Genomic DNA, 24,159 nt, shown 5'->3' on the forward strand with positions numbered 1-24,159 from the left:
AAAAGAAGTTTCTATATCTTAAGCCTAGATGACATTTTTGTATCTAACATTACATCTTTGTCATGTAAAAATTATACTTTATATTTATCAAAACGCAGCTTGATTGTTGTTCCTTGTCTCAATACAGACTCTGCATATATTTCAATATTTAGTGCACAAGCTACTTTTTTGCAGAGATATAGACCCATTCCCGTTGACGTCCTATCGCTTCTTCCATTGTAGCCTGTAAAACTTTTTTCAAAAATTCTTTCCAAATCTTCAGAAGCAATACCGATACCTGTATCTGAAATTCTTAGTTCGTTCAAACATGCATCAAATTCTATGGATATCCATCCTTCTTTTGTATATTTCAATGAGTTAGATAATATTTGTTCTAATATAAAGGAAAGCCATTTTTCGTCTGTAAGTATGGTTGTCTCAAATTTAAGTAACTTAACTTCTATGTCTTTGTTGATAAAAATTACACTATGCTTTTTTACAGCATTTTTTACGATTTTATAAAGAGAATATTGCTCAAACTTGAAATCGTCTGTAAGACTTTCAATTCTTAGATATTGTAAAACCATTTCAGTATATTGTTCGATTTTAAACAATTCTTGTTTAAATTTAAGTATAGTATCAGTGTCCTTAATCTTATTTTGGACAAGAAGATCTAGTGCAAAAATTGGAGTCTTAATTTCATGCACCCACAAATTAAAATAATCAGACTGTTCCTTATTTGTTCGTTCTCTATCATCTAACAAACGCTTTGACTGATTATATAATTTAAGTACTAAGTTTTGGTAATCTGTTTCAATAAGATTATCGCTAAAATTTTCTTCTTCTATTGTGATCAAGTCCTTGTTAATTTCATTTTGCAAAAATATATGTTTACGATAAAACCTTATAAATTCAACCACAAAATAAACAACACCAAGAAATGTAAGTACACAAATGGTGTAAATGACTGATGAAGCCAGACTTCTATACAATATCGCGGACAAAACATAAAAGCTTATGCACAAAATAAAAAAAATAATCTGTCTATAAGCTAATTTTAAAAATTCTTTTAGACAAAAAATAAGTGTTCTCATACTATTCATTTACCATATATCCAATACCTTTCTTTGTGACTATCAGCTCAGGTAATCCTATATTCTCAAGCGTCTTTCTTAAACGAGCAATATTTACAAACAAAGTATTATCACTAACAAAACAGTCGTCATTCCATAGCTTCATCATCAAATCTTTTTTTGAAATGGGACACCCCTTATTTTTCAGCAAAAGTTCCAGAATCCTAAATTCGTTTTTTGTTAATTCTAACTTTTGACCATTGTATGAAATTGAATTTTCATCAATCAATAAAATTAAGCCGTGGTATTCAATCATATTATTTTGTTTTTGAAAAGTATAGGTTCTCCTAAGCAACGCTTGTACTTTTGCCACAAGCACTGAAATATCAAAAGGCTTAGTGATATAATCATCAGCCCCCATATTCATTGCCATTACTATATTCATTTTGTCACTGTTTGAAGATATAAAAATAATTGGCATATTAGAAATATTTCGTATTTCTTTACACCAGTAAAATCCGTTGTAAAATGGTAACTTTACATCTAATAGCAGCAAATGTGGTACTATTCTCGCTATCTGTTCTGTAATATTCAAAAAATCTCTTATATAGTCAACTTCATAACCCCACTCTTGTAATGAATCACAAAGCAACTCAGCGATAGAAATATCATCTTCAACAATTAATATTTTCATAGTTTATATTCCTCATTTTTATGAAAAAGTTAAATAAAGTAAATAAATATACTAAATTTATGCTTAGACTACTTAAAATTTCTCATTCTTATAACTAAGGTTCATAATTTTTTACAGCTGCGATTTAATTATTATAAAAATTATACCATAACATCTATATATTTTCATTATTTTACAGAAAGCGTAAAATAATTTCTAATTATGCTTATTTGATTATGTCACTCTTGTATTTTTTGAGATCAATTTTTTGATATATCATTTTTACAAAACTTTCTTTTTTATCTGTATATATAATCCTATCATCTGGGTATTGCTTTGCTAAAGATATTTTCAAATCATTATACTCTTTAGCATACTCTTCATGCCCATTTAGGAAATCTCTGAATCGTGTCATAAAATAAAAATCAACATTGTTTGGTTCATAACAATGAACATGCCTTAATGAAATCTCTTCTTCACCTCTTAAAACAAAAAGATACCTATTCTTTTTGTTGTTTTGTGGACCACAATAATCATAACCTGCCCTTTTCATTCCTTCTATGTTCATATCTTCAAATGATTTTAATACTATGGCAATGTCAAGTATTGGCTTGGCATAGATGCCATTAATTGAGGTGCTGCCTACATGCTGTATGTCATTTACGTTATCCCCGAAAATTTCTTTCAATTGTTTTTTTGCTTCTTTAAATTCCTCTTTCCATTCTTCACAATGAGGCAATAGTCTAACCTTATAACGCTCAACTCCTTGCATTGTTACTCCTCTTAATGTTTCATATTTGAAATAGATTTATATAACTAAAAGTTGACTTATATTCGGAAAATATGAGGACAAAATTCAAATTCCGTTTGAAAACTTTAAAAATATACTACCTATAAATATATTATATAATAATCTCTAACTTAAAAATCAATTTATACGCAGGCACATTTTACAATAATGAAGTTCTTTTAAATATTTTGCATATAAGTCTTAGGAAAAAATTCGTAAAATCTTAGAGATTTTGGATTGTTTGAGGTGCGAGTTTCCAAAACCTCTTAGCTTTTTAGAATTTTTTGCTTAGACTTATCAAAATATTTAACGAGCTGAAGGTTGTAAAAATATTTTAAGAGTGTAATTTTATTTTTTCTTTAGAAGCTCTATTTATAAAGTATTCTATCATCTACATTTTTAACAGACTTACAACCTGTTAAAACCATAGCTGACTTTAGTTCACTCTTTAAATTTTCTATGTAGATCTTTACTCCTTCTCTTTGTCCTCCAAAGGATGCAGTTACAAAAGGTCTTCCTATAAGTACAGCATCTGCACCTAAAGCTAACATTTTAAGTACATCAACACCAGTTCTCACGCCACCATCTGCAAGTATTGTAACCTTGCCTTTAACTAACTTCGCTATCTCTGGAAGTACCTCTGCCACTCCAGGAGTTTGATCTAAAACTCTTCCACCATGGTTTGAAACAACTATGGCACTTACTCCAGCTTTAACTGCAAGTTCTGCTTCGTCTGGAGTCATTATTCCCTTTAATATAAAAGGAAGTTTTGCACTTTCTACAACTTCTTTTATTTCTTCTAAAGTCTTAGGTCCCACAGGCTTTCCATGAAGTGCTAAAGTTATTAGTCCTGCAGCATCTATATCCATTCCTACTGCAAAAGCTCCTGCTTTTTCAGCAAGTTTTATTTTACTTATAACATTTTTATTTTCCCAGGGTTTTATTACAGCTATGCCTTCTCCATTAAATTCTTTAAGCTTTTCAAGATTAGTTATAAGAAAAGAATCTACTGCTGTATCTCCTACCATAGGATATATTCCTGCATCCAGACATCCTCCTATAACCGAGGAAATATACTCTTCTTCAGTAAACTTTCCACCCATATTCAAAGTAGTTCCTGATACAGGTGCTGCAAAAACAGGTATGTCCATCTTTTTTCCAAATAACTCTATTGAGGTGTCAGGATCTTTAGCATCATGTATAACTCTCATATTTAATTTACATTTGCTCAGAGAATTAAAATTTTCTTTAAAAGAATCTCCTGTTCCCTTTCCTCCCATACCTGGCACTTCTCCAGCACAGGCGTTTCCATTACAGGCAGGGCATACCCTGCAGCTTCCATTTAAATTTTCCCTTGCATTTTTTAATACATCTTTATAATTCATAATAATGCCGCCAAATATTAAATTTCTTAATATTTAGCAGTTCTTCACCCCTTTCAAGTAATATTTTATTAAAAATAACTCATTTTATTTAAATATTAAGTTTAGACATTTTCAAAGAAATAACTAATCCATATGCCAGCCTATTTTCTTTCAAATGCCTTATTAAAATCATTTTCTCCATATATCTTTATATGGTTTTTGCTTAAAAGTTCTGCTGTTACTCCGGCACCCTCTATAATATTTCCACTAAAATTTCCATCATAAATTTTACCAAAACCGCAGGATGGACTTTTAGACTTTAAAATAGCTTCTTTTATATTACATGCCTTAGCTACTTTTAAAGTTTCATAGGCTCCTTTTAAAAATTCACTTGTAAAATTTTCTCCATTAGAACTTATTACAGCAGCTTTTCCATCTATCACATCTTTACCTGTACCGCCACATATTTCGCAAGGGTTTCTAGGAGTCTTCAATCCACCTAACTGTTCTGGACATAAGGGCAGCGCCTTTCCTTCTTTCACAAGACTTAGTACTTTCTCACAAAGATTATTTTGCCCATTATATTTAGTATTAATGCCACACAAGCATGCACTTACTAATATCACTCCAGCCACACTCCTTATTTCAATTCAACTATTGTAACTCCTGTGCCACCTTCACCATATTCTCCAAGCCTGTGATTCTTTACATGAGAATGCTTCTTTAACATATCAGTTATAGAATTTCTAAGCACTCCGGTACCCTTACCGTGTATTATAGTAACTTCTTTAAGTCCTCCCATGTATGCATCATCTAAATATTTGTCTACAGTATAAGTTGCCTCTATAGAGTCCATTCCCCTTAAATCCACTGAACTTGAAACATTTCTTAAATTTAATTTAGCTTCTCTTTTTAACTTTTTCTTTTCACTTTTTGAATTGCCACTAGAAGTTCTCAATTCTTTCAACTTCACACTTATTTTCATGATTCCTGCTTGAACCTGTACTTCCCCCTTACTGTCAGGTTTAGATAGTACCACTGCTTTTTGATTTAATGAAGGTATGAATACTTCCTGCCCTTCTTTTACAGATTTAAGCTCTTCTCCAACATCATTTTTATTATCATACAACTTTTCTTCAGTTTTCTCTAATCTATCCTTAAGTTTTTTTCTATTTTCCTCTAATTTATGTCTTACAGAAGAAGTGTATCCCATTCTTTCTAGTTCTCTCATATCCTTTAGAATTTTATCTGCTTCTTCTTTAGAACTTCTTATTATTTCTTTTGCCTCTCTCTGCGCTCCAATGATAGCCTTATCTCTTATATTTTGAAGTTTACTTGCTTTTTCTTCATACTTTTCTTTGATTTTAGCTGCCTCACTTTTTAGTATTTCTGCTTCTCTAGCAAAAGTTTCAGCTTTTGATTTCTTTTCCTGAAGGCTTTGAATTAAATCTTCAAATTGTAAGGCATCGCTAGCTATATTTTCTCTAGCATCTTCTATTATAAAATCTGGCAGTCCAAGCCTTTTAGATATTTCAAAAGCATTAGACTTTCCCGGTACTCCTATCATAAGCCTATAAGTAGGTCTCAAAGTTTCTATGTCAAATTCTACAGATGCATTTTCCACTCCCTCATTTTTTAAAGCATACACTTTTAATTCACTGTAATGAGTTGTAGCTACTATAGTGCATCCTCTTTTTCTTAAGTTTTCAAGTATGGATACTGCAAGAGCTGCACCTTCTGTAGGATCAGTACCTGCACCTAATTCATCAAACAACACAAGAGATTTTTCATCAAACTTTTCAATAATATTTACTATATTAGTCATATGTGATGAAAATGTAGATAAATTCTGCTCTATGCTCTGTTCATCTCCAATATCTGCAAATACCTCTGTAAAAAATCCTACAGTAGAATTCTCCCTAGCAGGTATCATAAGTCCACTTAGCGCCATAATATGTAAAAGCCCTATAGTTTTGAGAGTTACAGTTTTTCCTCCTGTATTAGGTCCTGTTATAACTAAACAGCTAAAATTTCTACCTATATATACATCCATAGGTACTACTGTTTTTTTATTTATAAGTGGATGCCTTCCTTCTATAATATTAACTACTCCATTTTCACTTACATTTGGAATGTTTCCATTTAACTCACTGCCAAATTTAGCTTTAGCAAATATAAAATCAAGTTCCCATATTATATCTGCATTTCTTTCAACTACAGTTATATTATCATATATTTGCTGAGACAGTTCAGCTAATATTCTATCTATCTCTGCTTTTTCCTTTAGTTTTAGTTCCTTTATTTCATTGTTCAAATTTACAAGTCCCATAGGTTCTATATAAAGAGTTGCCCCACTTGAACTTTGATCATGGACAAGTCCTGGTACGGATGACTTATTTTCCGCTTTTACAGGAAGCACGTATCTGTCCCCTCTCATAGTATACAAATTATCCTGCAGGTAATCGGAATAACTTCTTATAAGTGAATTTACCCTATCCCTTACTGAAGCATTTTTATCTTTTAAACTTTTTCTGATATTGTAGAGAAGAGAACTTGCCTTATCAGATATTTCATCTTCGGTTTCTATAGCTGTAAAAATTTCATCTTCTAAATTTTTTAAAGGAACAATACCTGCACATATGTCTTCTATAATTTTAAAATGTTCTTCATCTTCTGCCACAGTTATATACTTCTGAATTCTCCTAGCAGCCCTGAGTATTGCTCCTATTTTAAGAATTTGCCCTGGCATTAATGTAGAACCTTTTCCTGCCATTTTTATACCCTGTCTTACATCATAAACCCCTTCAAAAGGAGGGTTGCCTTTAGTTACAAGAAGTTTTAAAGCTTCTTTTGTTTCCTGTAAATGTTCCCTCACTTCATACAGGTTGTCATAAGGGCTTAATTTTTCTATTAAATCTTTAGCTGCTCCAGTATTTGCATAATTTTTTAATTTTCCCTTTACTTTATAAAATTCTAAAACCTTTAATGATTTTTCGTTCATTTAAATTTACCAATCCCTTCAGATCAAATGACTTTAATTTTGTGTTACCCATAATCTTACTCTATACTATTTTTATAATGTCCTCTGGTAAACTCACTAAAATCACCATGAAATTCTTCTTTTTCAAAGCATTCTAATATTTTTTTAGTCTTGCTATAATCTTCATCAATAAAATCTACTCTAAAACTGTCAATTCCTATATTTCTAAGTTCTTCTATATTCGATATAAGGTTAGTTGCAACAGAATTATATATGTAGCTTCTGCAGAATTCATCCGTGTTTAATGGAAACTCTTTTTTCTTTCTGTCTATAAGAAAGAACTCCCCTTCTTTACAAGCACCTTTACAATTTTTAGAAGTAGTTTTACCTCCAAAAGTGCTTCCTACAGCACAGTACTCACTTACCATAAGCTCCACTTTTCCATATACAAACATTTGAGCTTTAAAATTACTATTTCTAATTAGCTCATTTATTTCATGTTTACTTAGCTCCACACTTAAACAAGATCCATTCATAATTTTGCTATAAAAATCCAGTGCACAGCTGTTTGTTATGTTTAACTTATAATCACCTAATATATTTAGCTTATTTCTAAACTTACTTATTATACCTAAATTTGCAGTAACTATGCCTTCAATTTTATTTAAGTTTTTATCTATAAATTTCTCTATATAATTAAATTCGTTTTTAACTATATTGGGAACTTTAATATATATTTTTTTAGATTCAAGATTATTTAAATTATTTATTTTAATTTGTTTAAATGGATTTATGCATATGTGTTCAAAACTTGATTCCATCACTGCCTTCAATTGCTCATTAGTATTTACAAATACCATTTTAGGTGGTAAATATACTTTATCAAAATTGTTTTTTAGCACAGGTACTTCATATACTTTTTTGCTTGAAATACTACTTTTTTTATTTTTATTTAGTATATATTGCTTGATTTCATCTAAAAGCCTTCTTCTAATTTCATTTAAATCAGATATAGGCAAAAATCCAGGTTGAAATATTTCAAATTCTATGCTATCAAATTTAAATATATTATTTCCAGTTTTATTTAAACTTTTATATATTCTCTCTTTGCTCAAAGGCTGCTTTAGAGCCTCTTCTACTATTTGTCCTTCTACCCTAAAATCACTTTTATCGTAATTGCAGTACAAAGTAACTGGCTTTCCAACTTCAAATTGTATTTTTAAACATAAGTTAATTTTCTTGCCATAATGATCTTCATATATCTTTTCTAACTTTTGAAGCTGAATTAAATCAGAGGTTTTATATATCCTATCTCCTGCTTTATAATTTGCTGGAAAGATTTTGACCCTTTCTCCCTTATAAGCCCTTGCAGTTTCTTTTCCGGACTTCACCAGTTTAGAAATAGTAAAACCACTAGTTCCAATTCTCACTCCATCTCCTTCTGATATATCTTCAGTAAGTAGAATGCTTTTATCACTATTTACTTCACCTATTTCTATACCTGTATTCTTAGGGAAAGAATACGCCATCATATCTTTTCCAGTATTTTTATGCAAGTAAGCCTTTGAAAATCCCTGTCTGTTAAATAATTGCAAAAGTCTTTTTTTACTACCTTCTATATAAGACAAATCCTTTAATTTTTTACCTTCTTGGTAGAAATTATCAATGGCATTTCTATATTCCGATACAACTCCTGCCACATATTCCGGTCTTTTCATTCTTCCTTCTATTTTCAAGGAACTTGCTCCACTTTCTATTATTTCCTTAATATCTTCAATAGTACACATATCTTTTGGACTTAAAATATACCCCTTATGTTTACCTTTATCTTTCTTATTTACAATTTCATAGGGAAGCCTGCAGGGCTGGGCACATCTGCCTCTATTTCCACTTCTCCCCCCAATCATACTGCTCATAAGACACTGTCCAGAATAGCAAACGCAAAGAGCACCATGTATAAATACTTCCGTTTCTATATCAAGAATTTTAGATATATACTCTATTTCTTTTAATGAAAGTTCTCTAGAAAGTACTATTCTTTTAAAACCAAGTTTACTTAAAGACAAGGCCGCCTCTGCATTGTGTACTGTCATTTGAGTAGATGCATGAAGCTCAAGTTCAGGAAGCCTTTCTCTTAAAAGACATGCCAAACCAATATCCTGTATTAGAAGGGCATCTACTCCTACATTATACAAAAATTCAGCATATTTACAAGCTTCTTTCAATTCCTTTTCTTTCATTATAGTATTTATAGTAACATATACCTTTACATTATATAGATGGCAATATTCCACTGCCTCTTTCATAGTCTTGTCATCAAAGTTAGAAGCATAAGCCCTTGCAGAAAACTTATTTCCTCCAAGATAAACAGCATCTGCCCCTGCTTGAACTGCCGCATATAAACTTTCTAAATTCCCTGCTGGAGCCAATAATTCCACTTTTTTCATTATTCCATCTTCTCCTATTTAAATATTTAAATTTATTCACTCACTAATAAAATCCGAACCAAGACCATCGTCAGTTCGGATTTTATTTTACCCCATTATTTAAAAGAGCATTTTTCCTTTTTCTCTCTTTTGCCAGACTTATCTGGTTTTCTTCTAGTTTATGTTGAAGATCTATTATCTTATACTTACCAGATTGGACTTGAAATTTGAGTTCCTTATTTTGTGCCGTCATTTTGGTATTTTCATTCATATACTTTTGAGCTTCTTCTTTTATAATTTTTATTTCTTCTTCTAATTTGCTTATTTTTTTATCTTTTTCTTTTAAAGACTCACTACTACTGCTATTCTTTAATTTTATTTTAAATTCAGCATTGAGCTCCTCCGTATACCTAAGCTGCTTTCTCAAAGATTTAATCTGATCCTCGTATACTTTCCCTACTCTTTCTAGCTCATCCACTCTTCCCGACAACTGGTCTTCTTTTTCCTGAGCTTTTAACATATCGTCTGCTACATTAAGTGCCGATAAAACAGCTGCTGAGGAAGTGCTTAATTTACTATTATTTTTTATAATACTCTTAACTTTTTTATCCACATAACTTGCTACCTTATGTAGATATTCTTCTTGCTCGTCACCTTTTAAATTATATTCAACTCCATTTATAAAAACCGTCACCATACTCATTTAAACACCCTCTTAGATCATGCTGTTTCCAATTCTTTATAACAATATTCTATCACAAATCTTCCACATATGAAATATTTTATTTTACCTTAAAGAGCTAAAGTATCATAAAAAGAAGCTGAATGAACATTAAATTCATCCAGCCTTATTGATCAATTAATCCTTACTGTCTAAGTTGTGCTCCTAAATTATGCTCTAGTGATCTTATTATTTTGCTATGAACTTTATTAACTTCTTTATCTGTAAGAGTTTTATTTTCAGCTCTATAAGATATTGAATAAGCTATGCTCTTCTTTCCACTTTCTATCTGTTTTCCTCTATAAACATCAAACAATTTAACTTTCTCTAGGATGTTTCCTCCCTGTTTTCTTATAATATCCTCCACTTCCTGTACCATTATATTGTCATCCACTAAAACTGCAAGGTCTCTAGAAACTGCAGGGAATTTAGGCAGTGGTGTATATTTTTTATCTGAATCAGCATGTTCATACAAAACATCTAAGTTTAATTCAGCAATATAACATCTTTCGTCTATACCATAATTTTCGCATACAGTTGGGTGGATTTCTCCAAGCACTCCTGCTAACTTTCTATTTACATAAAGGGCAGCTGTTCTTCCAGGATGGAAAGTTGGATTATCGCTTTCTCTCTTAAAAGAAATTTTTTCTATTCCTAAGGTATCTAATATGTTTTCCACTATACCTTTTAAATTGAAGTAATCACATTCACCATACATTCCAATGGTTACAATATTGTCTTCTTCAGGTAAAGTATCACCATTTTCTAGTGGAAGATACACTCTTCCAATTTCAAATAACCTTACAATTTCATTTTTTCTTGAATAGTTTCTACCTAAGCATTCCATCATAGACGGTAATGTAGTTGTTCTCATTATGCTGTAGTCTTCTCCCAAAGGATTTTTTATAGCTATGGCATTTCTAAGTTTGCTATTTTCTGGTAAAAGTATTTTGTCAAATACCTTTCTGCTTACAAAAGAGTAACTTATAGATTGGTTTAATCCACTTGAAATAAGTGTTTCTATCAATTTATCATCCAGCTTTTGCTTTGGATTCTTTCCGCCTTTTGTACTTACACTTCTTATTACAGTAGTAGGTACATTGCTGTATCCATATATTCTAGCTACTTCTTCTGCCACATCTTCTCTTATATTTATATCTCCCCTAAAAGTAGGAACATCTATATGTAATAGATCTCCTCTAAGCTGAGTTTTTAATTCCAGCCTATTTAAATAATCTACCATATCTTCCTTAGGTATTTCAGTACCCAAAAATTTATTTACCCAGTTGGAATCAACATCTACGCTGTGAGGTTCAACTTTTTCATTGTATACATCAATAGTACCTTCCATAACTTTTCCTGCTTTTAGCATCTCAACTAAATTGCAAGCTCTGTTCATAGCAACCTCAGCTAAATTAGGATCAAGATCCTTTTCAAATCTACCTGAAGCTTCTGTTCTAAGTGCCAGCTTTTGTGACGAAACTCTTATATTAGTACCATCAAAGTTAGCACACTCAAATACTATAGAAGAAGTATCATCTCTTATCTCAGAATTAAGACCTCCCATTATTCCTGCAAGTCCGATAGCCCTATCTCCATCTTTAATGGTAAGCATATTCTGATCTAGTTGCCTTTCCTCTTCATCAAGAGTAGTAAACTTTTCTCCATCTTTAGCTCTCTCTACAACTATAGTCCCCGATTTTATCTTCCTTACATCATAAGCATGCATAGGTTCTCCTATTTCAAGCATTACAAAATTAGTTATATCAACTATATTGTTTATTGGCCTTACACCTGCTTCTAAAAGTCTCTCCTGCATCCATGAAGGTGATGGCTCTATTTTTACATCTTTTATGCCCCTTGCCATATACCTTTTGCAAAGCTTATCTTTTATCTCTACTTTTAATGTGTTTTGAATATTTTCGCTGCAAGAAGGCTTATAATCTAATTCTGGCATTTTATAGCTTTCATTTAAAGTTGCAGCAGTTTCCCTTGCCATTCCTATCATACTAAGACAATCAGGTCTATTTGAAGTTATCTCAAAATCAAGTATAGTACTTGTCATATCAAGTACTTCCTTTATGTCCTTTCCAATTGGTGTATCTTCTTTTAAAATCATAAGTCCATATACAGGCTTATCTCCTGCTATGCCAAGCTCTTCCTCAGAGCAAAACATTCCATTTGACATAAGACCTCTTAGTTTTCCTTTTTTTATTTTTACTCCACCATGAAGTGTAGAGTCATGAAGTGCTACAGGAACTATATCTTGTTCTTTCATATTAGTGGCAGCTGTTATAATTTGAATAGGTTCTTCTTTTCCTATATCCACCTGACATACAACAAGTTTATCTGCCTGAGGATGACTTTCTATCTTTATTATTTTACCTGTAACTACGTTTTGAATTTCATCCCCTGTTACAATTGCTTCTTCAAGTTTTGAACCACTTAAAGTCAATCTATCTCCTAATTCTTTTCCTGGAATATCTATTTTAACATAATCCTTTAACCATTTTACTGGAACTTTCATACAAAAATCTCCTTTCAAATTTTTAATCTTGATAGACTTTCTAGTTAAAAATAAAATTATTCTCCGAGATATTTTTACAACCTTCAGCTCATTAAATATTTTGATAAGTCTAAGTAAAAAATTCTAAAAAAGCTAAGAACTTTTGAAAACTCGTACCTCAGACAATTCAAAAGTTCTAAGTTTTTACGAATTTTTTTCTAAGACTTATATACAAAATATTTAAAAGAGCTTCATTATTGTAAAAATATATCTGCGCATAAATTTTATTTTTAAGATAGAAATTTAACATAAGATTCTAAATGAAATTGAACCTATATCCGCCAATATGATGACAAAATTGAAATCACGTTTAAAAACTTTTTTAATAAGTCTTAGCGAGATATTTTAGAAAATCTTAGGAGTTTAGATATGTTTGAGGTACGAGTTTAGCTAAGCTTCTTAGATTTTCAAAATATCGAACTTTAGACTTATTAAAAGTTTTTACGGTGATGAAATTTGTCAGCTTATTCGGCGGTATATGCCAATTTCAATCTAGAAACTCTATTAAAATTGATTTAAAAATCTCATGTCACTTTCATACATGTTTCTTATATCATCTATTCCGTATTTTAACATGACCATCCTATCTACACCCATTCCAAAAGCAAATCCACTGTAAACTTCAGGATCTATTCCACAATTTCTAAGTACCTGAGGATGAACCATTCCACATCCTAAAAGTTCTATCCATCCTTCTCCCTTACATACCCTGCATCCTTTTCCATGGCATACAAAGCAACTGGCATCCATTTCTGCAGAAGGTTCTGTAAAAGGGAAATGATGAGGTCTGAATTTTGTACTTATGTCATTTCCGAATAACTTTTTAGCAAATAGTTCAAGAGTACCTTTTAAATTTGCAAAAGTTATACCTTTGTCAACTACTAGACCTTCCATTTGATAAAATATAGGTGAATGAGTGGCATCCACTGAATCTGAACGATAAACTTTACCTGGAGATATCATCTTTATTGGAGGTTTTTGTTTTTCCATAGTTCTTACCTGTATTGGAGAAGTTTGAGTTCTAAGCACTACATTCTCATTTATATAAAAGGTGTCCTGTTCACCCCTTGCTGGATGATTTTTAGGTATGTTAAGTGCTTCAAAGTTATAATAATCCTTCTCTACTTCAGGACCTTCTTCTATAGTAAATCCCATAGAAATAAATATCTGTTTCATCTCTTCTAGTGTTTGTTCTAGCGGATGACGCTTTCCTACAGTTTGCTTTATACCAGGCATAGTAATATCAATGGTTTCATTCTGCAGCTTTGCTTGCGTAGCACTTGATTTTATCTTTTTTGATGCCTCTTCTATAGCATTTTCCAGTGTACTCCTCACTTCATTGGCAAGCTTACCAATTGCAGGTCTTTCTTCTTTGGAAAGATCCTTCATGCCCCTGAGTATTTTTGTAAGTTCTCCCTTTTTACCTAGATATTTAACTCTTATATCCTCTATATCTAACTTTTTATTTTTTAATTCGCTAAAGGCATTTTCCTTTATCTGTTTTAATTCTTCTTTCATTTTAAGCTCTCCTTTCACTACAATCTTTTTAATTTAAAACAAAAATAAAAAGCCCATCCCTCTAAGGGACGAACTTTGATCCGCGTTACCACCCAAATTGATACTATTAGAAAATAATATCCTCTTTGTATATTTTAACGATAATTAACCGCTGACTGCTAATTATAATTTCACAGCCAGTACTCCAGGAGGAACTTCAATATATAATATTTTAAAAAAAGCTTCCAGCCCTGACTTTTTTTCTCTGATAAAAATCATATATCTACTTTCTCTTTCACAGTAAGTGTTCTTATTCAACTTTTATTATTTATCCGATGACTACCTGCTCTAATACTCCCACTTCTCCAAGTTGGAGTAAAGAGCAGCTAAGTCCCTGGATAACGATTTCTAAGCATCAGGTGGAGTCAAAACTCCATCTGATGTCAAGAACTCTGTTTATATCTTTAAATTTTACATATATATTTACATATTGTCAACATTAAATTAAATTTTGTCTTACTGCTTCGAACATCATTATGGACGCCGCTGCAGACACATTTAATGATTCAGCACCACCTGGCATTGGTATCTTTACCTTTATATCAGAAACATCCTGTATGGTTTTGCTAAGACCATTTCCTTCATTTCCCACTGCAATTATAACTTTTCCCTTTAAATTTGCACTATAAAAGTTAATATCCGTGTCCAGAGAACTTCCTATCAACTTAAATCCATTTTTCCTGAGAAGTTTTACTTTTTTCAAGTCCTCATCATAGATCACAGGTACATGAAATATAGATCCCATTGTTGATCTCAATGTCTTCTCATTGTATATATCTACCGTTCCCTTTGTAATTATAACCCCTAAAGCTCCAGAAGCATGTGCACTTCTTATTATAGTACCCATATTGCCTGGATCTTGAATCTTATCTGCCAATACATAAAATCCATTTTCTTTTTTAACTTTCAACTCCCTATTTTCCACTACCGCAGCTATTCCCTGAGGATTTTCAGTATTTACCATAGCCTTAAATACACCTTTTTCCATAAAATACACAGGAAAATGGCATTCAAAGTTTTCTTTTAACAAAAATTTTTCCCACTTATCTGCAAAGTCATTGCTTAGAAAAATTGAAGATATTTTGAAATCAGAATAAAGCGCCTCTCTTACAAACCTAAAACCTTCTATTAAAAACTTGCCCTCTTGAACCCTGTATTTCTTTTCCTTTAACTTTTTTACTTCTTTTATATGTGCATTATCTTTACTTTTAATTATATCCATAATAGTCCACCTTATTATGATAATTTGCCTATAAAAAAGTACAGCAAAATTATGCTGTACTCCTTATGTAATATAATATTATGCATTTAATTGTTTTTTAGCTACTTCAACTAATTCAGTAAATCCTTTAGGATCATTTATAGCTATTTCTGAAAGCATCTTTCTATTCATATTAATGCCTGCAGTCTTTATTCCATTTATAAACTTGGAATATGAAAGTCCATTCATTCTAGTTGCAGCATTTATTCTAGCTATCCATAACTTTCTAAAGTCCCTCTTCTTTAATCTTCTTCCTATATATGAATATCTTAGAGCCCTTAAAACTGTTTCATTAGCAGTTCTAAATAATCTACTTTTTCCGCCATAATAACCTTTTGCAAGCTTTAATATTTTTTTATGATGTTTACGAGCGTTTACTGCTCTTTTTACTCTTGCCATAGTAAAACCTCCTTTTAGAATCCTTCAATTATACGTAAGGCATTAATTTTTTCATAATTTTTTCTTGAGTTTCTGAAACAAGTCCTGCTTTTCTTAAATTTCTTTTAGTTTTTGCACTTTTCTTTGTAAGTATATGACTTTTAAAAGCTTTTGATCTCTTTAACTTACCAGTTCCTGTAATCTTAAATCTTTTTGCTACACTTCTTTTAGTTTTCATTTTTGGCATAATAAATTCCTCCTCTCAATTATGCTTTCTTTGCTGATAAAAACATTATCATGTTTCTTCCTTCAAGCTTAGGTTGCCTTTCTATTACACAAACATCCTGAAGTTTAGAATGAAATATATCTAAAATTTTTTTACCTATAAAGGAATAATCAGCTTCCCTTCCTCTAAATCTTACAGTAACTTTAACTTTATCTCCTGCAAGTAAAAATTTTCTTGCATTTTTAGCTTTAATGGAAATATCATGTTCTTCTATTTTAGGGCTAAATCTAACTTCTTTTATATTAACAACTTTCTGTTTTTTTCTAGCCTCTTTATCTTTTTTAACCTGCTCATACATAAATTTCCCATAATTCATGATTTTACAAACCGGTGGCTTTGCATTTGGAGATATCATAACCAAATCCAATTCCTTTTCTTCTGCAAGTCTTAATGCTTCTTTTGATGATATAATTCCCATTTGACTTCCATCATCTGAAATAACTCTTACTTCTTTTTCTACTATATCCTGATTTATAAGAAAACTTTTATTAATGATTTTCACCTCCTAGGTGGAATTTAACAAAGCATATAAAAAAGGACAGCTACCGCCGTCCTTTGAATACATCAATAATAAAGAATCCTTTTAATTAAGAAATCTTCATAACCTTACTGGCTGTGCCGTAAGGTGAGAAACGGCTAGTTTCTTCTTAACGAATTATATTATACTATTGTTATAGCTTATAGTCAATATATAATTTTAATTATATATCGCTTATTTTTTTATCTATTTCATCTTTAAGTTTTGAAATGAAGTCATCTAGTGCCATAGTTCCCATATCTCCACCTTTTCTGCTTCTTACAGATATAGTTTTATCTTTCATTTCTTTTTCTCCTAGTACAATCATATAAGGAACTTTCTGCATTTGAGCTTCTCTTATCTTATATCCTATCTTCTCATTTCTCATATCTGATTCTACTCTTATATCATTTTCCTTTAACTTTTCAGCTACTTCATTTACGTAGTCATCTTGGGCATCAGTAATATTCATTACTTCAACTTGTACTGGTGCAAGCCAAGCTGGAAATGCTCCTGCATAGTTCTCTATCAAAATTCCTATAAATCTTTCTATAGATCCAAATACAACTCTGTGAACCATAACTGGTCTGTGCTTTTCCCCATCTGCTCCAATATAAGTTAAATCAAATCTTTCTGGCATCTGGAAATCCAATTGAACAGTTCCACACTGCCAAGTTCTTCCTATGGAATCTTTTAAGTGGAAATCTATCTTAGGTCCGTAGAAAGCTCCATCTCCTTCATTTACTTTATAATCAAGTCCTACTGATTTTAATGCATCTTTAAGTCCTTCAGTTGCAGCTTCCCAGTCTTCATCACTTCCCATAGAATCTTCAGGTCTTGTTGATAATTCAACGAAATACTCAAATTTAAACACTTTATAGAAACTGTCTATAAGTTTTATTACCTTTACTATTTCATCTTTCATATTATCTTTAGTCATAAATATGTGAGCATCATCTTGAGTAAAGCATCTTACCCTCATGAGTCCATGAAGAGCTCCAGATTTTTCATGTCTATGAACAATTCCCATTTCACCATATCTTATAGGAAGGTCTCTATAAGAGTGTATTTTGTTCTTATAAACGAGTATAGAACCAGGGCAGTTCATTGGCTTTATAGCATAATCTTCATCATCTATTTTTGTAAAATACATATTTTCTTTATAATGATCCCAATGTCCTGATTGATGCCACAATTCTTCATTTAATATAATAGGAGTCATTATCTCATCATATCCTGCTTTGTGGTGAACTTGTCTCCAGTAATTTTGAAGTTCATTTCTTATGATCATTCCCTTTGGATGGAAAAATGGGAATCCAGGTCCTTCTTCATGTATGCTGAAAAGATCAAGTTCCTTTCCAAGCTTTCTATGATCTCTCTTTTTAGCCTCTTCCATCATTGTTAAATAATCTTTAAGGTCATTCTTTTTTTCAAAGGCAGTACCATATATTCTCTGGAGCATTTTGTTCTTTTCATTTCCTCTCCAATAAGCTCCTGCAATCGAAAGAAGTTTTACAACTTTAACTTTACCTGTTGATGGTACATGAGGTCCTGCACATAAATCTACAAAATCTCCTTGTTTATAAAAAGATATAACTTCATCTTCAGGCAAATCTTTTATAAGCTGAACTTTATAAGGCTCATTCTTTTCTTCCATTAATTTTATAGCTTCATCTCTTGGAAGTTCAAATCTCTCCAATTTTTCATTTTCTTTTATTATCTTATTCATCTCACCTTCAATTTTTTCAAGCAATTCCGGTGTAAATGAAAAATCAGCATCCATATCATAGTAAAATCCATCATCTATAGAAGGTCCTATAGCCAATTTCACTTCTGGATACAATCTTTTAATTGCTTGTGCAAGTATGTGAGATCCAGTATGTCTCAATATCTTTTTTCCATCTTCATCTTCAAATGTCAAAATTTCAAGTTTACAATCTTCATTAACTTCCTTGTTAAGTTCTTCTACTTTACCATTTATTTTAGCTCCTAGAGCCTTTTTACCAAGTGAAGTGCTTAATTTTGCTGCAATATCAGCTACTTTTAATCCTTTTTCTACTTCAAGTTCTTTACCATCTTTTAAGATTATCTTTATCATATTTACTCCTCCTTATATAATTAGTTTTATACTGAATTTACCTTCAAACAGTACTTGAAACTTAAAATTAAGCAATAAAAAAACTCTCCCACAAAATGGGGCGAGTATTATCACGGTTCCACCCAAATTAATAGCATTAATCTTTTATAAAACAAATAAATATACTGCAAAAAAATGCACTACACACACTAGATGTAAATTAAAACTTTTTTCACAATTACTTATAATATTAAACTAACTGCTTTAATTAAAAAATTAAAAGCAATATGCTATTATCTTTGAATCCATAACGCAGATTAGCGGGAAATACTTACTTAATTTCAGTATGCAACTCAAAGGTGGTATTCAATAAATCTTGCCTAAAGGATATTTCAGCTTAAAATCCTTCTCTCTTAAGGTAATTGATTTACTTACTTTTCCTTTTCATAGCCTTTATCCTATTTGAGCTTATTATATTATTCTACAATGGGTATGTCAATATAAAATATAACTTTTTTATTCAATAGTTGTCCAATTTTATAGTATACTAAAGTTTCTACGCAAAAATTTAAATCATACTCTGAATAATTAACTTCCGAACATATGAAATTTTGGCTTAATATAAAAAATTGCAACGTAATTTTTTAGTTGAAAGTTGATAGTGGACAATTGACAGTGAAGGATAATTTTTAGCTATCGCAAAAAATCTTTAAATTTATAGGACCATCAATGTTTTGCTTTAACAAAACGAGCTTTCAAAAGTTTAATTAAAGATTTTTTTGTAGTATAACGGAAAAAATCCACCTTAACTGTTAACTATCAATTGTCAACTTTCAACTAAATTGCTCCATAATTTTTTCAAACTGTGAAGTTGAGTAATTAACTAAGGTCCTACTAAATTGGGTCTCAAATATCTACACCCTATTTAAACTATTTTTTATAGTCTTGCAGATACTGCAATTATTACAAAATTGTACTTTATGCGTAAACACTTTTTTAATAGTATCAATAAGTTCCGTATTTTTACAATTTTCCACACAGTGAATAACTACTTTTTCGGGTGAATTAGTTATAAGTGCACTTATTAAAATATCATCAGAATGAGTATCACTACCATATCTTAATTCCGTTAAATCTCTAAAAAAATTATCTGTTATTTCTTCTCCTTTTTTATTTTTTATAATATAGCTTCCATCATTATCAATAATTATATTTACATAATCTATTTTGCTCTCTTGGATATCCACAAAATACTTTAAAAGTTTTATAAATTCATCGTATTCTTTTTCTACCATATATTTTTCAACTACTTTATCAACTATGACCTCTAAATCATTGAAAATTTCTTTTTTTCTAAAAGTTATAAAACCATCTACGTTTATTTCCTTATTTTCAGCCATACAATCTGATATTTTATCCAAGATATCGTTTTTCTTATTTATACAGTAAATGGAATTTTCATCTATAATTGTGCTTCTTCCCTTTAATACTTCCATGCTCTTTTCTCCAATTTTCTCTAAATCTTCATATTTTAAAAAGAAATACGTATCTGATAAAAAAAGCATAGCATCTTTTTCATAAAATTCATCTACCAATATATTGTAAATTATATTTGAAACACACATATTAAATATATTCATAAGTTTATTGTTAATTTCACCATCACAAAACACCTTAAGGAAGTGAGTACCTTTTTCAATATTTTCATATATTCCAATGAGCACATTCTTATTTTTAAAATATTCTTTTAAATCTCTTATTCCCTGGATTATACACTCTCTTTCTTTACTATATACCATAGTCAATAACAGCACCTCTCAACACTCCCTTCCAAAATAGTATGTGTCTAAAATAAATCTATATTCAAATTTCTATTGTCAAATATCGACAGCTAAATTCTCCAGAAATACCCAATTAATTTATCAATGAATCTTATTTAGTGGGAATATTATAGTAGGCAGCCATTAGATAAAATTATTACAAATATTTAATGCACAAGTATTGACAATATACATATACCAAGATATAATATTAACTGTTGTGACAATATTGTCGTAAGGGCGCATAGCTCAGCTGGGAGAGCATCTGCCTTACAAGCAGAGGGTCACAGGTTCGAGCCCTGTTGTGCCCACCAATTTATATACTATTACTTCTTTAGAGTGTAGTTTATAAATATTCGAGATAATGTATTGTCTTTGGCCAGATAGCTCAGTCGGTAGAGCAGAGGACTGAAAATCCTCGTGTCCCTGGTTCGATTCCTGGTCTGGCCACCAGATTTAAAATATGCGGGAGTGGCTCAGTGGTAGAGCGTCACCTTGCCAAGGTGAACGTCGCGAGTTCGAATCTCGTCTTCCGCTCCAATAATGGCGCTATAGCCAAGTGGTAAGGCAGAGGTCTGCAAAACCTTTATCTCCAGTTCAAATCTGGATGGCGCCTCCATAAAAAAGTAGTCTATTCAATGGACTGCTTTTTTTATTGTATGAAGAGTATTGTAATACAGCTAAAAGTCAATTACTTATGGTGCACAAAATATATCACAAATAATAAGCCTATGCAATAGTAGCTATTATTGTGGAAATTAGTCCATCAACATTATTCTAAGCTTTTTATAAAAATTCTTATCCACATCATGGCTTTCCGGAAGTTTATTATCCCTTCTAAATTTCATCACACATTTTTTCATACTCTCTCCATAGATACCATCCATACTTCCACAGTAGTATCCCGCATCTTTTAACATTCTCTGTATTTCATACACATCTGCTCCCCGAACTCCAGGGGTTAATATTCTCAATTCTTTTCCAAAGGGGCCATACGGACCGCCATAAACAGCTACAATCATACCATAATAAACGTAATTATATAAATCTTCTACATCGCTGTTAAGCATTCTTATACATCCATGAGAAGCCTGACCTCCTATACTATGCGGTTTATTTGTACCATGTATTCCAAATTTACCCCAGGGGACATTTAATCCTATCCATCTTGTGCCAAAGCCTCCGCTCCAAGAAGCCATACTGACAACCTTCCAAGTTCCTATAGGTGAAGGTGTTTCAGATTTACCGCTAGCCACAGGATATTTTCTTATAATTGTGTTTTTATCTTTATCAATAAGATACAGCATTTCTTCTGTAATATCTACCAGTATTCCAAGGTTTTTCTTGGATTCCTTAGCTCTAATTATCGATGCATTAGGGAAAAACAAAATTAACAATAATACAAAAGATATTTTTCTCAAAAATTACACCTCCACTTTACTAGTGTTTTATTTCATAATGAAAATATACGTATATATAAAAAGTGGAATAATTTTATGAATTAGAGTACAATTCAAATAAATAAATATATAGATTGGAAGTGAAAATTTGAATAGTATATCAAAAAATATTAGTTCTATAGAACTTTCAGGTATTAGAAAATTTTATAACAAGTTAGTTAACTACCCGGATGCCATATCTTTAACCTTAGGTCAGCCTGATTTTAATGTACCTAAAAAAATTAAGGCAGCCATGATACAGTCTATTGAAGAAAATAAAACCGGATATACCTCAAATGCTGGAATTATAGAGCTCCGAGAAGAAATATCAAAATATCTTGCAAATTTAAACATACATTATACTGCAGAAGAAACCTGCATTACCATAGGCGGAAGCGAAGCTTTAATGGATGTATTTGCAACTCTTGTAAATACAGGTGATAAAGTATTGATACCAACCCCTGCCTATCCTGCTTATGAAAGCTGTGTAAAAATTTTAGGTGGAAGTGTACTAAACTACAGTTTAAACGATGACTTTTCTATTAATTTTGACAGTTTAAAAAAAATATTAGAGAAAGAAAATCCTAAATTAATAGTTCTCTCCTATCCTTGTAATCCAACAGGTGCTATTTTGTCTAAAGAAGACAGTACTAATTTATTTAATTTACTGAAAGCAAATGATGTATTAGTGTTAAGTGACGAAATATATGCTTCATTATGCTTTGAAAAAAATTATTACTCTATTGCACAATACAAGGAAATAAAGGATAAAGTTATTTTAATAGGTGGTTTTTCCAAAATGTTCTCAATGACAGGTCTTAGAATAGGCTATGTATGTGCAAACACATACTTTATGAATGAGATAATAAAAGTGCACCAATACAATGTATCCTGTGCTCCTTCCATTTCTCAATGGGGAGCTTATGAAGGTTTAAAAAGCTGTATGGAAGATGTAAACTACATGAAGTCTAAATTTATGGAAAGAAGAGATTATGTTTTCAACAGGTTAAAATCCTTGGGATTCGAGGTAAACCTACCCAAAGGTGCTTTTTACATATTTCCATCAATAAAAAAATTTGGCATGAACAGCAATGATTTCTGTGAAAAACTTCTAAAAGAAGGTGGTGTAGCCATAGTACCAGGTTCAGCTTTTGGACCAGGTGGAGAAGCTCATGTGAGAATATCTTATGCCTACAGTATGGAAGAACTTAAATTATCTCTATCAAAAATAGAAAAATGGTTAGGCACTTTAAAAATATAAATAAACCCTCCATAGTTTTCCATTATTAATGGTCAATTGTTTAAAAACATATGTACACTTTAAAAGGGCTGACACACTAATTAGTGAACAGCCCTTTATATTATTTACCATTAATTACATTTTCCATTGAATAAAAGCCTTTTTCTCTCTTATACATAAACTCACAAGCATGAAGTGCTCCTACGGCAAAAACCTCTCTTGAAATAGCAGTATGCTTTATCTCAATAGTCTCACCCTGACCTGCAAATATAACTTCATGTTCTCCTACTATAGTTCCACCTCTTACGGCATGAATGCCTATTTCGTTGTGAACTCTCTTTCTAATTCCTTCTCTTCCGTTTACATAGTCAACCTTTTCTGGTATAGAATTCTTTATTGTATCTGCTAAAAGTAATGCTGTTCCACTTGGAGCATCCACTTTTTGATTATGATGTTTTTCTATTATCTCTATATCAAAGTTTTTATATAAAAGAGCACTTACATCTTTTAATACTTTATTTATGACATTTATACCTATAGACATATTGGCAGATCTAAAAATTGGAATAGACTTTGAGGCTTCCTGAATTTTTTTAATTTGTTCTTCACTATATCCTGTAGTACAAAATATAATTCCTATATTATGTTTCTTACCATATTGTAGAAGTGAATCCAAGGAATCCGGTCTTGAAAAGTCTAATATCACATCTCCTTCTACATTACATTCTAATATATTGGTAAACACAGGAAATTCTAATTTTTCATTTTTCTTATCTATTCCTGCAGATATGGATAAGTCCGGGAAATCCTCTACTAAATTGGTTATTACTTTTCCCATTTTACCATTACATCCACTTAGTATAATTTTAATCATTTAAACCTCTCCTCAAACTATTTAATAATCATTAATTACAAAGTCACATATTGATTAACGTGAAAGAAATAAATCTTTCACGTTAAATTAAAGAAAGTTAACTTTCGTTTTACACAATAATTTAAATAGACTTGTTTT

The 24,159-nt window shown here is 31.2% G+C and carries 19 protein-coding genes, 4 tRNA genes and 1 other annotated feature; of the genes, 5 read left to right on the plus strand and 18 right to left on the minus strand.

What is annotated here, in order from left to right; all coding sequences use genetic code 11:
- Nucleotides 1-71: 71 nt before the first annotated feature.
- From CLRAG_RS07090 to ytxC, 16 genes are all read right to left on the minus strand, one after another.
- A complete protein-coding gene (locus CLRAG_RS07090) occupies nt 72-899 on the minus strand; it encodes a sensor histidine kinase (RefSeq protein ID WP_167351558.1) in 828 nt (275 codons plus the stop codon).
- A 175-nt stretch (nt 900-1,074) separates the two neighbouring features.
- Complete coding sequence (locus CLRAG_RS07095; RefSeq protein WP_065077776.1) at nt 1,075-1,746, minus strand: response regulator transcription factor; 672 nt, start codon at nt 1,744-1,746, stop codon at nt 1,075-1,077.
- Nucleotides 1,747-1,951: 205 nt separating this feature from the next.
- The gene (locus CLRAG_RS07100; protein WP_065077777.1) at nt 1,952-2,497 is read right to left on the minus strand and encodes a GrpB family protein; all 546 of its coding nucleotides are present in this window, start codon (nt 2,495-2,497) and stop codon (nt 1,952-1,954) included.
- Between the two features lie 386 nt (nt 2,498-2,883).
- A complete protein-coding gene (locus CLRAG_RS07105; RefSeq protein ID WP_065077778.1) occupies nt 2,884-3,900 on the minus strand; it encodes an alpha-hydroxy-acid oxidizing protein in 1,017 nt (338 codons plus the stop codon).
- 140 nt (nt 3,901-4,040) lie between these two features.
- Nucleotides 4,041-4,505, minus strand: coding sequence for a 2-thiouracil desulfurase family protein (locus tag CLRAG_RS07110; protein WP_065077779.1), 465 nt, complete (start codon nt 4,503-4,505; stop codon nt 4,041-4,043).
- A gap of 14 nt (nt 4,506-4,519) precedes the next feature.
- A complete protein-coding gene (locus CLRAG_RS07115) occupies nt 4,520-6,880 on the minus strand; it encodes an endonuclease MutS2 (protein ID WP_065077780.1) in 2,361 nt (786 codons plus the stop codon).
- A gap of 56 nt (nt 6,881-6,936) precedes the next feature.
- Nucleotides 6,937-9,306: a U32 family peptidase gene (locus CLRAG_RS07120; RefSeq protein WP_065077781.1), complete on the minus strand. Its 2,370-nt coding sequence runs from the start codon at nt 9,304-9,306 to the stop codon at nt 6,937-6,939.
- Nucleotides 9,307-9,388: 82 nt separating this feature from the next.
- Nucleotides 9,389-9,988 (minus strand): cell division protein ZapA, encoded by a 600-nt coding sequence (locus tag CLRAG_RS07125; protein ID WP_065077782.1) that lies wholly within the window; start codon nt 9,986-9,988, stop codon nt 9,389-9,391.
- 163 nt (nt 9,989-10,151) lie between these two features.
- Nucleotides 10,152-12,533: a phenylalanine--tRNA ligase subunit beta gene (gene pheT / locus CLRAG_RS07130; protein ID WP_065077783.1), complete on the minus strand. Its 2,382-nt coding sequence runs from the start codon at nt 12,531-12,533 to the stop codon at nt 10,152-10,154.
- Nucleotides 12,534-13,076: 543 nt separating this feature from the next.
- Nucleotides 13,077-14,090 carry a phenylalanine--tRNA ligase subunit alpha gene (gene pheS, locus CLRAG_RS07135; RefSeq protein WP_065077784.1) on the minus strand — a complete coding sequence of 338 codons (1,014 nt, stop codon included), beginning with the start codon at nt 14,088-14,090 and terminating at the stop codon, nt 13,077-13,079.
- Nucleotides 14,091-14,151: 61 nt separating this feature from the next.
- Nucleotides 14,152-14,377, minus strand: a binding site (T-box leader).
- Nucleotides 14,378-14,568: 191 nt separating this feature from the next.
- Nucleotides 14,569-15,351 (minus strand): TrmH family RNA methyltransferase, encoded by a 783-nt coding sequence (locus CLRAG_RS07140; RefSeq protein ID WP_065077785.1) that lies wholly within the window; start codon nt 15,349-15,351, stop codon nt 14,569-14,571.
- Between the two features lie 78 nt (nt 15,352-15,429).
- Nucleotides 15,430-15,789 (minus strand): 50S ribosomal protein L20, encoded by a 360-nt coding sequence (gene rplT, locus CLRAG_RS07145; RefSeq protein WP_013240072.1) that lies wholly within the window; start codon nt 15,787-15,789, stop codon nt 15,430-15,432.
- A gap of 28 nt (nt 15,790-15,817) precedes the next feature.
- The gene (gene rpmI, locus CLRAG_RS07150) at nt 15,818-16,015 is read right to left on the minus strand and encodes a 50S ribosomal protein L35 (RefSeq protein ID WP_013240073.1); all 198 of its coding nucleotides are present in this window, start codon (nt 16,013-16,015) and stop codon (nt 15,818-15,820) included.
- A gap of 19 nt (nt 16,016-16,034) precedes the next feature.
- Nucleotides 16,035-16,556 (minus strand): translation initiation factor IF-3, encoded by a 522-nt coding sequence (gene infC / locus CLRAG_RS07155; protein ID WP_065077786.1) that lies wholly within the window; start codon nt 16,554-16,556, stop codon nt 16,035-16,037.
- A gap of 199 nt (nt 16,557-16,755) precedes the next feature.
- A complete protein-coding gene (gene thrS, locus CLRAG_RS07160) occupies nt 16,756-18,669 on the minus strand; it encodes a threonine--tRNA ligase (protein ID WP_065077787.1) in 1,914 nt (637 codons plus the stop codon).
- A gap of 893 nt (nt 18,670-19,562) precedes the next feature.
- Nucleotides 19,563-20,462 (minus strand): putative sporulation protein YtxC, encoded by a 900-nt coding sequence (ytxC, locus tag CLRAG_RS07165; RefSeq protein ID WP_065077788.1) that lies wholly within the window; start codon nt 20,460-20,462, stop codon nt 19,563-19,565.
- A 244-nt stretch (nt 20,463-20,706) separates the two neighbouring features.
- Between ytxC and CLRAG_RS07170 the strand changes: the two genes are divergently transcribed.
- The 4 genes from CLRAG_RS07170 (at nt 20,707) to CLRAG_RS07185 (ending at nt 21,087) form a co-directional block, all read left to right on the plus strand.
- Nucleotides 20,707-20,782: transfer RNA gene (locus CLRAG_RS07170), tRNA-Val, on the plus strand.
- A gap of 63 nt (nt 20,783-20,845) precedes the next feature.
- Nucleotides 20,846-20,921, plus strand: a tRNA-Phe gene (locus CLRAG_RS07175).
- Between the two features lie 12 nt (nt 20,922-20,933).
- Nucleotides 20,934-21,008, plus strand: a tRNA-Gly gene (locus CLRAG_RS07180).
- A gap of 5 nt (nt 21,009-21,013) precedes the next feature.
- Nucleotides 21,014-21,087: transfer RNA gene (locus tag CLRAG_RS07185), tRNA-Cys, on the plus strand.
- A 139-nt stretch (nt 21,088-21,226) separates the two neighbouring features.
- Here CLRAG_RS07185 and CLRAG_RS07190 read toward each other — a convergent pair.
- Nucleotides 21,227-21,889 (minus strand): L,D-transpeptidase family protein, encoded by a 663-nt coding sequence (locus CLRAG_RS07190; RefSeq protein WP_065077789.1) that lies wholly within the window; start codon nt 21,887-21,889, stop codon nt 21,227-21,229.
- A gap of 127 nt (nt 21,890-22,016) precedes the next feature.
- On the opposite strand from CLRAG_RS07190, the gene CLRAG_RS07195 reads away from it, so the two are divergent.
- A complete protein-coding gene (locus CLRAG_RS07195) occupies nt 22,017-23,168 on the plus strand; it encodes a pyridoxal phosphate-dependent aminotransferase (RefSeq protein ID WP_065077790.1) in 1,152 nt (383 codons plus the stop codon).
- Nucleotides 23,169-23,268: 100 nt separating this feature from the next.
- Here CLRAG_RS07195 and dapB read toward each other — a convergent pair whose 3' ends face one another.
- Nucleotides 23,269-24,021, minus strand: coding sequence for a 4-hydroxy-tetrahydrodipicolinate reductase (gene dapB, locus CLRAG_RS07200; RefSeq protein ID WP_065077791.1), 753 nt, complete (start codon nt 24,019-24,021; stop codon nt 23,269-23,271).
- Nucleotides 24,022-24,159: the final 138 nt, after the last annotated feature.

Origin of the sequence: Clostridium ragsdalei P11 (assembly GCF_001675165.1) — a bacterium.
Taxonomy (GTDB): domain Bacteria; phylum Bacillota; class Clostridia; order Clostridiales; family Clostridiaceae; genus Clostridium_B; species Clostridium_B ragsdalei.

Excerpts from the sequence above, each read along its gene's own strand:
- CLRAG_RS07095 (WP_065077776.1), bottom strand. The coding sequence starts at position 1,746 with ATGAAAATATTAATTGTTGAAGATGATATTTCTATCGCTGAGTTGCTT.
- CLRAG_RS07100 (WP_065077777.1), bottom strand. The coding sequence starts at position 2,497 with ATGCAAGGAGTTGAGCGTTATAAGGTTAGACTATTGCCTCATTGTGAA.
- CLRAG_RS07105 (WP_065077778.1), bottom strand. The coding sequence starts at position 3,900 with ATGAATTATAAAGATGTATTAAAAAATGCAAGGGAAAATTTAAATGGA.
- CLRAG_RS07115 (WP_065077780.1), bottom strand. The coding sequence starts at position 6,880 with ATGAACGAAAAATCATTAAAGGTTTTAGAATTTTATAAAGTAAAGGGA.
- CLRAG_RS07120 (WP_065077781.1), bottom strand. The coding sequence starts at position 9,306 with ATGAAAAAAGTGGAATTATTGGCTCCAGCAGGGAATTTAGAAAGTTTA.
- CLRAG_RS07125 (WP_065077782.1), bottom strand. The coding sequence starts at position 9,988 with ATGAGTATGGTGACGGTTTTTATAAATGGAGTTGAATATAATTTAAAA.
- pheT (WP_065077783.1), bottom strand. The coding sequence starts at position 12,533 with ATGAAAGTTCCAGTAAAATGGTTAAAGGATTATGTTAAAATAGATATT.
- pheS (WP_065077784.1), bottom strand. The coding sequence starts at position 14,090 with ATGAAAGAAGAATTAAAACAGATAAAGGAAAATGCCTTTAGCGAATTA.
- CLRAG_RS07140 (WP_065077785.1), bottom strand. The coding sequence starts at position 15,351 with ATGGATATAATTAAAAGTAAAGATAATGCACATATAAAAGAAGTAAAA.
- rplT (WP_013240072.1), bottom strand. The coding sequence starts at position 15,789 with ATGGCAAGAGTAAAAAGAGCAGTAAACGCTCGTAAACATCATAAAAAA.
- rpmI (WP_013240073.1), bottom strand. The coding sequence starts at position 16,015 with ATGCCAAAAATGAAAACTAAAAGAAGTGTAGCAAAAAGATTTAAGATT.
- thrS (WP_065077787.1), bottom strand. The coding sequence starts at position 18,669 with ATGATAAAGATAATCTTAAAAGATGGTAAAGAACTTGAAGTAGAAAAA.
- dapB (WP_065077791.1), bottom strand. The coding sequence starts at position 24,021 with ATGATTAAAATTATACTAAGTGGATGTAATGGTAAAATGGGAAAAGTA.